Source organism: Microbacterium sp. K35 (assembly GCF_004794375.1).
GTDB classification, from domain to species: domain Bacteria; phylum Actinomycetota; class Actinomycetes; order Actinomycetales; family Microbacteriaceae; genus Microbacterium; species Microbacterium sufflavum.
This window is the reverse complement of sequence record NZ_SSDM01000372.1, coordinates 21213-34991: the sequence shown is the minus strand read 5'-3', so window position 1 is coordinate 34991 and position 13779 is coordinate 21213. Positions and strand designations below refer to the sequence as shown.

Genomic DNA, 13779 nt, shown 5'->3' with positions numbered 1-13779 from the left:
GAATGCTCGGCCCGCATCCGCAACCCGGACGGTGCTGTGCGAGCGACCGGTTTGCACAGCACCGTTTCGCTCCCCCTCGAGATGAAACTGAAGACACACACCCGAACCCCCATCCATCGCATCCTCTTCGCCTTCGTCGCCGCGCTCGCGGTCGTCGGGGCATCCGTCGTCGCCAGCGGGCCCGCCGTGGCCGCTGACACCACGATCACCTCGGTGATCCCCCGCGGCTCCGCGGGGTGGTCCTACTACCGGGCCGCGACACCTCCGCCTGCCGGGTGGCAGACGGCCGCCAACACCTGGAAGACGGGCACGGCACCGCTCGGTGCCGGCACCGGTGTCGGCACCATCGGCACGCTCATCCCCCGCACGTCGGGTCAGCAGCCGATCGCCACGTACGCCACCAAGACCTTCACGCTCACTTCCGATATGCCGGAATGGGCGTGGGTGAACACGTGGGCCGACGACGGCATCGTCATCTGGATCAACGGCGTCGAGATCGGCCGCAAGAACGCCCCCACCGGGCGCATCACCGACAAGAGCTACGCGACCGCCGCTCCGTCGTCCACCGCCGCCCGCAAGAACCCGGTCTCGTTCTCCATCCCGAGCCGACTGTTCCGCACCGGCACCAACACCATCGCCGTGCAGGTGCTCTCCAACTGGCGAGAGACCCACAACATCAGCTTCGACGCCCACCTCGTGCGCGAGGACAAGCCGGCCGTGACACCGCCGCCGAAGCCCACGCCGACTCCGACGCCGACTCCCACGCCGAAGCCCACGACAACACCGAGCCCGACGCCGAAGCCGACCACCCCGCCGGCGCAGCCGCAGAAGCCGACGACGCCTCCCGCATCGGACGGCAGTGTCCCGGGCTGGGGCGCCCCCACCTGGCGTGACGAGTTCACCTACCGCGACTCCTCCGGCAGCCCCGCGGTCGACCCCGCGAAGTGGAACGTCCGCGGCCAGGACGACCTCGGCCTCCTCTTCGACGCGGCCGTCCCCTCCCGCGACCAGGTGTCGGTGGACGGGAGCGGCGTCCTCCACATCCGCGCCGATTGGCGGACCACCCCCGCGATCCGCCCCTCCACGCAGAGCGGCCCCCGCGAGCTCTGGCACAACACCGGATACCTGGACCAGCGCCGCCTCCAGTCGGATGACGTCAGCATGAGCCAGCAGTACGGTCGGTGGGAGATCCGCGCCAAGACGCCGAGCGGCCCGAACACGTTCGGTTCGCTGGCCGCCTTCTGGCTGCGCAACAACCAGTCCGGAGAGATCGACATCATGGAGGCGTGGGGCTACGACGACGCCGCGGTCCGCGACCAGCGGATCGACACCGCCACGACGACGGTCCACACGCACACCTCGACGCCCTCGGCCAACCAGCGCTACATCTGGCATCACGCCGACTACGGCGCCGCGACACCGGTGTGGAAGGACTTCCACACGTACGCGTTCGAGTTCACGCCGACGTACGCGGCCGTGATCGTCGACGGGAAGCAGCTGCTGCGCGCGACCCCCGCGACCCACCCGAACCTGTGGAACCCGAACTACTTCGGCTCACCGCTGCACATGCGGTTGAACCTCCACGTGGGTCCGTCGACGACCTACTGGGGCCTCCCCAACCCGGCCGACAAGGCGGCGACCCAGAACCTCGACTTCCAGGTCGACTACGTGCGGGTCTGGAGCTACGCCGGCTGACGGGACAAGCGAAGAGGGCACCGGGTCGTCATGACCCGGTGCCCTCTTCGTCTTCTGGTGGCGTTTCAGCGCCGCGAGGTCGTGTGCCCGCGTTTCGGAGCTCCGATCGGACGCGAGACCGGCAGCCCCGCGTCTTCCGGCTCCAGCAGCCGGTCGTCCTCATCGAGGGCGACGTCGTCGTGCTCCGGCACCTCTTCGGTGTCGTCGGCATCGTCGGCGTCGACCTCGTCAGCGACACTGCGCTTGTAGCTGGCGCCCGGTCCGTTGCGCACGCGCGACACGATGAGCGCAGCGATGGCGCCGACGAGGATGCCGAGGAAGAGACCCGCGGCGATGAAGACCAGCACCGAGGGCCGGTTCGACTTCTGCGGCGGATCGGCCGGCGTCACGAGCGTGCCCGAGTAGAACGGCGTCGCGGTGATCCGCGCCTGCTGGTCGAGCAGACCCTGCAGCTGGAGCTGCGTGGCAGCCCGCTCGCTGCTGTCGATGGGCTGCGAGTCGACGACGGCCTGCAGCTGCGCGATGGAGTCCCCCAACTCCGCCGTGGTCTGCTCGACGACGGCACGCGCGTTGTCGGTGCGCTGAGCACCGTACGCCTCAGCGAGCGCGTTCGCCCGGTCGGCCGCCTCCTGCGGCGTGTTCGCGGTCACCTGGAAGCTCAGCACCTGCGAGTTCCGCGGCACGTCGATCACGGTGTTGTTGCGCAGCGCCTCGATCGACGTGTCGTCGAGGTCTTCCACGGCGCGCTTGAGCACGGCCGTCGAGGTCGCCACGACCTTCTCGGTCTCCATGTTCACCGTGTTGAAGCTCGATCCGGTCGAGAGCACGCTGATCGGCTCGACCGTGTGCTGCGCTTCCGCCGTGTACTTCTGCGGATAGATCAGGAAGATCCCGAAACCGACCAACGCGAACGCGACGATCGTCCCCACCAGGACCATCCACGACTGCATGACCCCTCGATAGAGGTCTTCCAATGTCCAGTGTGTTGCCACTTGTGCACTCCCCCAATGCGGCGCCCGACACGTCGTCGGGCGCAGAACGGCGTAAGTCTAGTACTCGGTCCTGTTCAGGAGCCGTGAGCGTTACGCGCCTCAGGGGGCGTCGGGAGCGTGCGAGATCACGAGCCGAGCCTTGCCGCCCTGGCTCTCGATGCTCTCGACCTCCATCGCCGACACCGCGACGGCGTCATCATCGAGCAGCGTGCGCAGGGCACGCACCGCTGTCGCGGCGGCATCGCGCGCCCCTCCCGGCGTCGTCGGGACGTAGCGGATCGTGACCGCGTAGTCCGCCGCCTGCACGACCTGCATCTGCCGGATGGCTCCGGGGTCGCCGAGGAACAGCCCGCTCAGGCCTCCCGTGATGCGGCGCCCCGACGGGGTTCGCACCACATCGGCCAGTCGTCCCTGCACGGGGGCGATCCGGGGGAAGACCCGCCCGCACGCGCACGCGCCGTCGAGTCGCCGTGATCGGTCCCCCATCTCGTACCGCACGAGCGGGAACACCTCGTTGCTGAAGTCCGTGACGACGACCGAGCCCTCGGTCCCCGCATCCACCGCACGCCCCGCGTCGTCGACGATCTCCACCAGGCGCTGATCGCCCGCGACGTGGAGTCCCTCGTGCTGCTCGCACTCGGCCGCGATCCAGGGGATCTCCGCCGAGCGGTAGGTGTCGAACACGGGAGCACGGAACACCGACTCGAGCAGGGCGCGCTGCCCCGGCTGCAGCATCGCCGCCGTGACGGAGACGGCCGACGTGGGCAGCGTGCGCCCCGTCCGCGCCAGGTGCGTCGCGACGGCCGTCGCGCCCTCGACATAGGCGACGAGCAGCCGCGGACGCACCCGCTGCCAGTCGCGGACGAACGTCTCGATCGCGTCGTCCGTGATCGCCCGCGCATCGAGGTGCAGGTGGCGACTCGGCCACCACTGCGCGGCGTACACCAGCGCCTCCCTGCCCTGCCGGAGGCGTCGATAGATGAAGGCCATGTCGTCCGCGGGATGCACGCCCCACCAGCGGTAGATCCGCCACCACATCGCCGCGGTCGGGGCGGCCTGGTCGTTGCGCACCCGCAACGGCGACCCGGTGCTGCCACCCGTCTGCGACACCAGCGCGCGCGAGGAGGGCACCGTCGTGGAGAGCACGGCATCCCCCGCATCGCGCAGCGCGGCCTTGGTCACCACCGGCAGCGCGGAGAAGTTGCCCGCTTCCGCGACGTCCTCCCGACCGAACCCCGCCCCCGCGTACAGCTCGCGATAGAACGGCGACGAGTCGAACGCGTGCAGCGCGATGCGGGTCGCCGCGCCCCGCGACAGCTCCTCGAAGGCCGCGCCCCCCAGACGTTCATTGCGGACCATCACCTCGAAGGCGCGTCGGTCGTTCCGCATCAGCAGACGCGTCTTGGCGTCGAAGATCGCTCTTTTCACCACTCCCCCAGCAGCCCGGCCCCCTGCCGGTCAGGTCCATGGTAGAGCGCCGGCCTCAGAGCTCGCCCGGTTTCATCACCTCGACGTCGATCGCGCGGATCACGCGCTGCGCCGCGGTGTCGGTCTCGGGCTCCGCGCTCTCGCCACGACGGCGACGCTGCGGCGCGTACACGACGAGCGAATGGAAGAGGAAGCGCGCGAAGAACGCCACGATCAGCGACAGGGCCGTGGCCAGCACGCTGGAGATGTGCCAGGTCTCGACCATGAGCGCCATGACGGGGATGCGCAGCGCCGCCTCGACGTTGTTGAACGCGAAGGAGCTCGCGAAGCGGATGCCGAGCGCTCGGGCGTCCGTGCGCATGTCGGCGAACACGAAGCGCTCCTGCAAGAGGAAGTTGCCGATGATGGTGACCTCGGCGCCGATGATCGCCGCCCAGACGTACGGCACGCCCGCGGCCGTCAGCGCCCACATGATGCCGAGGTTCGCCACGGCCCCGATGACGCCGATCAGCGCGAAGAGCGACATCTTCCCGAAGCGCAGCCGAGCGAGATGGGCGATGAACGTGGCGCCCTGGCGGATACTCGCCTTCGACGTCCCGTGCCGCCGCTCGGCGAACTCCATCGGCACTTCGGCGATGCGCAGGTCGTTGCGCGCCAGGATCTCCAGCAGGATCTTGAACCCCTGCGGCTTCAAGCCGTCGAGGTCGAGGCGCGACCGGTCCACGAGGAAGAAGCCCGTCATGGGGTCGGTGCTGCGGGCCAGCCGGATGGGGAACATGGCCCTGGTCAGCCACGTGGCCGCGCGGGACACCCCGAAGCGCAGCGCCGTGCCGAGGCCGCTGGTGTCGCCGCCGCCGATGTAGCGCGATGCCGCGACCACGTCCGCCCCGCCCTCGGCGTGCCGGTCGAGGAGCGCGGGCAGCAGCTCGGGCGGGTGCTGGAGGTCGCCATCCATCACGATGCAGAGGTCAGCGGCTGCGGCGTGCAACCCGAGCACGACGGCACCGCCAAGCCCGCCGGTGTTCTCGGCGCGATGGATCACCCGCACCGGGAGCGGCGCGTCGACGGCCACGCGTTCGACCTCTGCGACGGTGTCGTCCGAGCTGTCGTCCACGAACAGGATCTCCGCCTGCCGCCCGGCAAGCGCCGCCGCCGTGCGCGCCACGAGCTCGGCGACGTTGTCGCGCTCGTTGAACGTCGGCACGATGACCGTGACGGCTGGCCCCACTCGAGTCCCCTTCGCTCGGCAGGCACCGCGCCTGCGCGCTCCATCGTTTCACGCCGACCTATGGGCGGGGAAACCCGCGTCTGATAGACTCTGGCAGCGCGGCTGTGGGAGTCGCATTAAGTGGGTGGGGATCCGCTTAACTGGGGATTTAGTGATCTGGGGAGATCATGGGGACGCGTATCGGCTATGCCGTCGGAGCATTCGACCTTTTCCATGTGGGGCATCTGAATCTGCTCCGGCATGCCAAGCAGCACTGCGACATCCTGATCGCGGGCGTCGTGAGCGACGAGATGCTGCGGCAGGTCAAGGGCATCGAGCCGGTCATCCCGACCGCCGAGCGCGCAGAGATCGTCAAGCACATCTCGTTCGTGGACGACGTCTACATCGAGACCACGCCCTCGAAGATGGACTCCTGGAGAGACGTGCAGTTCACGCACTTCTTCAAGGGCGACGACTGGCGAGGCACCGACAAGGGCCTGCGCCTCGAGCGCGAGTTCGCCGAGGTCGGCGTCGAGGTCGTCTACTTCCCGTACACCGCGCACACGTCGAGCTCCGCGCTCCGTCGTGCGCTCGACGCCATCACCGCCAACGCGGCCGGCGCCGCTACGGCGTCCACGCGCTGACGCGACGCGACCCTTCGGGGGCGGACACCGGCGTCCGCCCCCGAAGCGCGCCACTCGTGCCATGAACCGAGGAGTGCGCAGGACTCCGAGCGTGCCGGCGGCATGCTCGGACGCAGCGACCTAGGCGCCGTCCGACCCGGGACCCCCACCGGGAGCGACGCCGAGCCCGCGCTCCGCCGCGGATCACTCCGGAAGGACACGATGCGAACCGACGCGATTCGGTGGGGGAACAGATCTGTGCGCACGCTGGTGGCGCTGGCCGCCGCGGCCACGCTGGTCGGCTCTCTGCTCGCACCCCTGTCGGCGCCCTCCGCGCGCGCCGCCGGGACCGGGAGCGCAGCTCCCGACGGACGCACCGCCGAGACCGCCGCCGCATCGTGCTGGGAGATCAAGCAGAACGACCCCGATTCGGACGACGGCGTCTACTGGCTGGTCACGCCGACGCTCGTCGCTCCGCAGCAGTTCTACTGCGCTCAGGAGGAGTACGGCGGCGGATGGGTGATGATCGGGCGTGGCCGCGAGGGGTGGAGCGAGGACTACGCCGGGCAGGGCGCACCGACGCAGCTCGCCGAGACGCCGGACGGCCCCGGCGCCTTCACCCCGATCCAGCTTCCGGCGAAGACCGTGGACGGCCTCCTCGACGGGGGCCGGGTCGACAAGCTCGCAGACGGCGTGCGGGTGCACCGCGCCTCCTCGATCGACGGGACCTACGGTCAGGAGGTGCGCTTCCGCATCCAGCAGCGCGACCGCTGGACCTGGGCGCTGGGCGGCGCCAACCCCGTGCGCGACTGGGTGTTCGACGGCACGAGCGGCACCGGTGGGAGCACCCGGACCTTCGGGGAGGGTGACGGGTGGCATGTCTCGTCGTTCGTCCGCCGCTCGACGCACAAGAAGAAGGCGGGGTGGGCGTACGGCCGCACGGTGACCGGAACCGGCGACAGCTCGTCGTACCTGTGGGCTCCGGCGGGCGAGGGCTACGCGATCCCGTTCGCGCAGGTCTTCGTCCGCCCGAAGCTCCGGCTGTCCGATCTCTCGTTCCCGACGGCACCCGTCACCGGCACGCCCGCCGCAGCCGTGCGCGCCCTCCCCCGCAGCACCGCGATGAAGACGCAGTGGGGTGTGGCCCAGTCGGCGGAGGACGAGGACCGGAGTGCCGCCGTGCGCGCCTTCGGGCAGGCGGGCGCGAGCGTGTTCGTCGGCGGCGACTTCCGGTACGTGCAGCGCACCGAGTCGGGGATCGGTCGTGCGGAGCAGCCGTACCTCGCGGCCTTCGATGTGACGACGGGCGAATGGCTCCCGCGATTCCGACCGGACCTGGACGGCGAGGTGACCGCCATGACCACCCTGCCCGACGGTCGCCTGGCGATCGGCGGCCGGTTCACGACCGTCGACGGCGCGCCGCAACCGGGGCTCGCCCTGCTCGACCCGAGCACCGGCCGCCTGGCCGGCCCCCAGGTGACGGTGGAGCAGCGCGAGACCGCGCGCACACCGGCGGTGCTCGGCCTCGACGTGCACGGCGACGAGCTCTACCTCGCAGGGTCGTTCACCCACCTGTCCGCCGCGGACGCCGACGCCGCGACGCCCGCGCACAACGGCGGACGGATCGACCTCGCCACCGGCCTCCCCGACCCGGAGTGGAACCCCGATCTGAACGGCACCGCGCTGGCGGTCGACGCGTCCGACCTCGGCGACCGCGCGTACGTCGCCGGGTACTTCACGGCGACGCGCACCACCCCGACCCGGAGCGCGGCTGCACTGACGACCGCGCCGGGTGCCGCTCCGGTGTCTCCCCTATGGGCACCGGCGTTCAGCGCGACCGGAGTCCCTGCACGCGCCGTGGTGGAGACGGGCGGGCGCGTCTACCTCGGCTCCACGCGCCGCTCGATCGCCGCATACGACCACGCCACCTTTCGCGTGCTCACCGGGTCGACGGCCTCGGGCGGCTCCGACATCCGGAGCATCCTCGCCGCCGGAACGGTGGTGATCGGCGGCTGCGCGTGCGGGCGCTACACCTACCAGTACCAGGGTGAGACGCTGAAGCGGAAGACACGCAAGATGCGGGCGAGGGCGCTCCAGGTCGATCGCCTCGACGGCCTGGGCGCCTGGGATGGGGCCACCGGCGTCTTCCTCCCCGACTGGGCGCCGCGGCTCGGCTTCGCGGGTCACCTCGGCGTGCAGCGCAGCTTCGTCGACAGCGCGGGAGCGCTGTGGGTCGGCGGTGACCTCGACCGCTCGGTCCGCGCCGGCGGATCGACGCAGTGGTCGGGTGGCTTCGCCCGGTTCGCCCCGGGGGACAGCACGCCGCCCACCACACCGGGGCCGATCACCTCCACCCCGGTCGCGGGCGGCGAGCAGGCCGTGCTCACCTGGGGCGCGTCGACCGACACCACGGACGTCGTCTACGAGGTGCTGCGCGGGGACCGTGTGGTCGCCACCACCACGGCATCGACCTACACCGTGCCGATCACCGCCGACCCCACCGCGTACCAGGTCAGAGCGCGTGACACCGCGGGCAACCGATCGGCGGGCACCGCGGCCTTCGTCGTGCAGCCCCCCTCCCCGGCCGACCTCACGTTCATCGGCGACCGCGACACCTGGGCGTGGCGCTCCTCGGCGACCGCCCCTCCCTCCGACTGGACGACGCCGGGCTTCGACGACTCCTCCTGGCACACCGGGTCCGGACTGTTCGGCGCCGGGGTGCGGGGTGCAGCCACCACGCTCAGCCGTGGGGGCGGGCGACCGCTGAGCGCGCAGTTCCGCAAGTCGTTCGAGGTGCAGAACGCTGCCACCGTCACGAACGCACGCGTCTCCGTGATCGCCGACGACGGCGCCGTGCTCACACTCAACGGCACCGAACTCGGACGCATCCGCATGCCGGACGGACAGGTCACCGCGGACACACTCGCGACGCAGGCCGTCTCACCGCCCGAGGCGGCCGGGGGAAGGGTCGTGATCCCGATCCCCGCGGACGCCCTGAGCGAGGGCACGAACGTGCTCGCCGTCTCGGTGCACACCGCCGACCGTGCACGGCCCGCCCTCGGATTCGACCTGGCCCTCATCGGCGAGCGCGCTGCCCCACCGCAGCCCGTCACCGGCCTGTCCGCGACGAGCACCGCCGACACGATCGCCCTCACGTGGCGCGCCCCGGCCGGGGGCACGGCCCCGGCGTCGTACGTCATCCGCCGTGACGGGAAGCAGGTGGGCATCGTCGCCGCGCCGACCGTCGCGTTCTCCGACGGAGACCTCGCCGCCTCGGCGGGACACCGCTACACCGTGGTCGCTGTCGCGGCCGACGGACAGGCCTCGACCGCGGCGACCCTTCAGGCCAGCACCACGGCGGACGCGCCCATCGCGATCGCGAACGGTTCCGCGTGGTCATGGCGGTACACGAACGCCGCCCTCCCCGCCGGATGGAACACGCTCGGCTTCGACGCCTCCGGCTGGGCGACGGGCGCGGCGCTGCTCGGCCGGGGTGCGCGCGTCGCGACCGACATCGATCCCGGCCATCAGTCGCCCTCGCCGATCAGCGCCCAGTTCCGCCACGAGTTCACCGTCACCCACCCCGCCACCGTGCGAGACGGCACGGTCACGGTGATCGCCGACGACGGCGTGGTCGTGTATCTCAACGGCGTCGAGCTCGGCCGGGCGCGCATGCCGGGCGGCGCGATCGGCCAGAACACGTTCGCCTCGGCGTCGGCGGCTGCTCGGGGCGCCTCGGCACGCCGCGTCTCGTTCGTCGTTCCCGCCCGCCTGCTGGTGAAGGGCACGAACGTGCTCGCCGCCTCGGTGCACGCGAACTACCGCACCACGCCGGATCTGAGCTTCGACCTCGCCATGACCATGGCTCGCGGCTGACCTCACGCCGCACCCCGCCCCCCATCAGGAAGGAACAACAATGACCAGAAGCACGCAGAGGGGCTCCGCCCGCGCGGGCGCCCTCGTGGGGATCGCGACGGTCGCGGTCCTGGCGGGCTCGCTCCTGGCGCCACTCGGCGCCTCAGCGACCGAGAACGCGCTCGACGCGAACGCGCCCGTCGAGAACGCGGCGACCGAGAACGCGCCGACCGAGAACGCTCCGGTGGCGGGCGCCAGCGCACCGGACGGGCTCACCCCGGAGACCGCGGCCGCCTCCTGCTGGGAGATCAAGCAGAACAACCCCGGGTCGGCGGACGGGGTGTACTGGTTGGTCACGCCCACGCTCGTGGACCCGCAGCAGTTCTACTGCGACCAGACCACCCTCGGCGGAGGCTGGGTCATGATCGGCCGCGGACGCGAGGGGTGGAAGGAGAACTACAGCGGCGTGGGAACGCCCGAGCAGATCACCACGACACCCTCGGGGACGGCCGCTTTCGCGCCGGCACAGCTGCCGGCCAAGACCGTCGACGGGCTCCTCGACGGCGCCCGTCCCGACCAGCTCCCTCCGGACAGCATCCGCGTGCACCGCGCATCGGCCGTCGACGGCAGCCGGTGGCAGGAGGTTCGCTTCAGCCTCGCGCGCCGCGACCGCTGGAACTGGACCATGGCCGGCGGCAACCCGATCAAGGACTGGATCATCGGCGGCTTCACCGGCACCGGCGGCTGGACGGGTGCCGTCGGCTGGGGCGGCCCCTCACAGTCGGGCTTCGGGCACGACACGGGATGGAACGGCTCCTACTTCGCCCAGCGGCAGTCGCACCGGTACCTGATGGGCTGGTCGTACGGCGCCGAGATCACCGGGCAGGACACCCCGACGTCGTACCTGTGGGCCCCGGCGGGCGCCGGCTTCGCGATCCCCTTCGCGCAGATGTTCGTACGGCCGCAGCTGAAGCTCGCCGATCTCGACTTCGGTACCGTGCCCGCCACGGGCACGGCCGCCTCGACGCTGCGTTCGATCCCCGACAGCAACGCCCAGCGCACCGTGTGGGGTGTCTCCGGCCTCGCCAACGGCAAGGACGGGGAGCTCAACGTCGAAGTCGCGGAGTTCGGCCAGGTCGGGAACACCGTGTTCGCCGGAGGGAACTTCCGGTATGTGCAGCAGTCACGAGACGGCGCCGGACGGGTCGAGCAGCCGTACCTCGCGGGCTTCGACGTGAACAGCGGACAGTGGGTGTCGACGTTCCGGCCGCAGCTCAACGGACAGGTCAAGGCGATCGCCGCACTGCCGGACGGACGCGTGGCCATCGGCGGCCAGTTCACCCAGGTCGACGGCACCCCTCAGGTCGGCCTCGCGTTCCTCGACCCGGCGACCGGCCGGCTCTCCGGGCCGCAGGTGGCCGTGCAGAGCCGCGCCGTCGGTGCCGTGCCCTCGGTACACGACCTGGACGTGAAGAACGGCTACCTCTACGTCGCCGGAGCCATGACGCATCTCACGGCCGTGGGCTCGGGAAAGAGCGCGAGCGCCTGGAACGGTGGTCGCATCCTCCTGTCCACCAGCACCCCGGACACGAACTGGAACGCGAACCTGAACGGCACGGCCATCGCGGTAGACGCCTCGGATCGCGGTGACCGGACGTACTTCTCCGGCTACTTCACGCGGAAGCAGACGACGTCGACGCCGAGCGCCGTCGCGCTGCAGACCGTGGCCGGCGCTCCGCTGGTGTCGCCGCTGTGGGTGCCGACGTTCAGCGAGGCGACCATCGACGCGAACGGCAACTATCAGGGCTACATCTGGCAGAACGGGGTGACCGAGGTCGGCGACCGCGTGTATCTCGGCGGCTCGCAGCACTCGCTGTTCTCCTACGACCGCTCCACTTTCCGGCTGGTCGGCGGCTCGATCGCGCACGAGGGCGGCGACATGCAGACCGTCGACGACAACGGGTCGGTGGTCATCGCGGGCTGCCACTGCGGCGACGAGGTCTACCAGGACAAGTACCTCAAGCGGGAGATCACGGAACCCTGGACAGAGGTCGACAAGATCAACCTCGCCGGAGCCTGGGACGCGGCGACCGGACACTACATCCCCGACTGGTCCCCCGTGGTCCGTTCGCGTGCGGGGCAGGGCGTGTGGGGCTCGTTCTTCGACAGCACCGGAACGCTGTGGGTCGGCGGCGACCTGACCGACTCGATGCGGGCGGGTGGCGTGAACCAGTGGTCGGGCGGCTTCATCCGCTTCGCCCCCCGCGACAGCACCGCGCCGACGACACCCGGTCCGATCTCCGCGACGCCCACGGCGAGCGGGGATCAGCAGGTGCTCACGTGGGGCGGCTCCACGGACGCCGGTGGCGGGCTCGTGTACGAGGTGCTGCGCGGCAACCGCGTCGTGGCGACCACCACGGCCGCGACCTATACGGCACCCGTCACCGCCGAGCCGACGAACTGGTTCGTGCGGGCGCGCGACGCGGTGGGCAACCGGTCGGCCAGCACGGCCGCGTTCACGGTCGAACCCGCTCCGGCGTCGGCGCTGACCCTGATCGGCAACGGCGACACGTGGTCGTGGCGGTCATCCACGGACCCGCTCCCGTCGACCTGGTCGGAGGCCGACTTCGACGACGCGGACTGGACGGTCGGCCGGGCACTGTTCGGCCGCGGCATCAGCGGCGCCACCACCGACCTCGATCCGTCCGACGCCGCGACGAAGCCGGTGAGCGCGCAGTTCCGGAAGAGCTTCGCGGTGCAGGACGCCGCCTCGGTGGTCGACGGCACCGTCTCGGTCATCGCGAACGACGGCGTGATCCTCTACCTGAACGGGAAGGAGCTGGGGCGCGTGCGGATGCCGGACGGCACCCCGACGCAGAACACGACGGCGACCGCGGTGGTCTCGCAGAAGACCGCGTCGGGAGCGAGGTCCGTGTTCTCGGTACCGGCGGGCGCCCTCGTCGACGGCACCAACGTGCTCGCGGCATCGGTCCACGCCAACTACCGGGCGACACCGGACCTCGGCTTCGACCTCGCCTTCACGGCACGGCGCTCCACCGCGCCGGGCCCCGTGACCGACCTCACGGCCACCGCCACCGCGGATTCGGCGACACTGTCGTGGACGGCGCCGGCGAGCGCGAACACGGCCGCGTCGTATGTGATCACGCGGGCTGGGAACCAGGTCGGAACCGTCGCCGCGCCGGAGACGGCGTTCACGGAGACGGACCTCGCGGCCTCGACGGCGTACGAGTACGGTGTGACGGCGGTCGGCGCGGACGGCGAAGCCTCACCGGTCACCGCCGTCACCGCCACGACGACCGCGACGGCCCCCGACCCTGTTCCGGATCCCGACGCGGGCGGCGACCAGAAGGCCGATCCCGATCAGGACGCCGCTCCCGACGCCGATCCGGCGGCCGACGCGGTGACCGTCGCCGAGGGCTCCACCTGGTCGTGGCGCTCCTCGACCGAGGCGCTCCCGGCCGACTGGAACGCCGTCGGGTTCGACGACTCGGACTGGAGCACGGGTGAGGCGCTGTTCGCCCGGGGCGTGACCTCCGCGACCACCGACCTCGGCGCGGGCGGTGACACCGCACCGCTGAGCGCCCAGTTCCGGCACACCTTCACCGTGGACGACCCGGCGGCGGTGCACGACGGTTCGGTCACGGTGGTCGCGGACGACGGGGTCGTGCTCTACCTGAACGGGGTCGAGCTCGGGCGGAGCAATCTTCCCGACGGCGCGATCACCGCGGAGACGTACGCCACGGCGGCGCCCCGGGCGACGACCGCGGCGGCCCACCGCGTCACCTTCACCGTTCCGGCGAAGCTCCTCGCGAAGGGAGAGAACGTGCTCGCGGCATCGGTGCACGCCAACTTCCATCTCTCCCCGGACCTGAGCTTCGATCTCGGGCTGACCATGCCGCGCGGCTGAGGTCACGACCAGAGGGCGTCCTTCCCGATCCGATCGGGGAGGGCGCCCTCG

The 13779-nt window shown here is 71.2% G+C and carries 7 protein-coding genes; 4 read left to right on the top strand and 3 right to left on the bottom strand.

The window, feature by feature from the left end:
- Positions 1-81: 81 nt before the first annotated feature.
- Positions 82-1695, top strand: a complete 1614-nt coding sequence (locus DW299_RS15560; protein ID WP_136037109.1) for a glycoside hydrolase family 16 protein — start codon at positions 82-84, stop codon at positions 1693-1695.
- 65 nt (positions 1696-1760) lie between these two features.
- Here DW299_RS15560 and DW299_RS15555 read toward each other — a convergent pair whose 3' ends face one another.
- The 3 genes from DW299_RS15555 to DW299_RS15545 all read right to left on the bottom strand — a co-directional run bounded on the left by DW299_RS15555 (position 1761) and on the right by DW299_RS15545 (position 5343).
- Positions 1761-2687, bottom strand: a complete 927-nt coding sequence (locus DW299_RS15555) for a YveK family protein (protein WP_136044637.1) — start codon at positions 2685-2687, stop codon at positions 1761-1763.
- A 99-nt stretch (positions 2688-2786) separates the two neighbouring features.
- The gene (locus DW299_RS15550) at positions 2787-4115 is read right to left on the bottom strand and encodes a phenylacetate--CoA ligase family protein (protein WP_168443160.1); all 1329 of its coding nucleotides are present in this window, start codon (positions 4113-4115) and stop codon (positions 2787-2789) included.
- Positions 4116-4170: 55 nt separating this feature from the next.
- On the bottom strand, positions 4171-5343 hold the full coding sequence (locus tag DW299_RS15545; protein WP_136037106.1) for a glycosyltransferase: 1173 nt from the start codon (positions 5341-5343) through the stop codon (positions 4171-4173).
- Positions 5344-5510: 167 nt separating this feature from the next.
- Between DW299_RS15545 and DW299_RS15540 the strand changes: the two genes are divergently transcribed.
- The 3 genes from DW299_RS15540 (at position 5511) to DW299_RS15530 (ending at position 13728) form a co-directional block, all read left to right on the top strand.
- Positions 5511-5966, top strand: coding sequence for an FAD synthase family protein (locus DW299_RS15540; protein ID WP_136029343.1), 456 nt, complete (start codon positions 5511-5513; stop codon positions 5964-5966).
- A 237-nt stretch (positions 5967-6203) separates the two neighbouring features.
- Positions 6204-9821, top strand: a complete 3618-nt coding sequence (locus DW299_RS15535; RefSeq protein ID WP_136037105.1) for a fibrinogen-like YCDxxxxGGGW domain-containing protein — start codon at positions 6204-6206, stop codon at positions 9819-9821.
- A 40-nt stretch (positions 9822-9861) separates the two neighbouring features.
- Positions 9862-13728: a fibrinogen-like YCDxxxxGGGW domain-containing protein gene (locus tag DW299_RS15530; RefSeq protein ID WP_136037104.1), complete on the top strand. Its 3867-nt coding sequence runs from the start codon at positions 9862-9864 to the stop codon at positions 13726-13728.
- Positions 13729-13779: the final 51 nt, after the last annotated feature.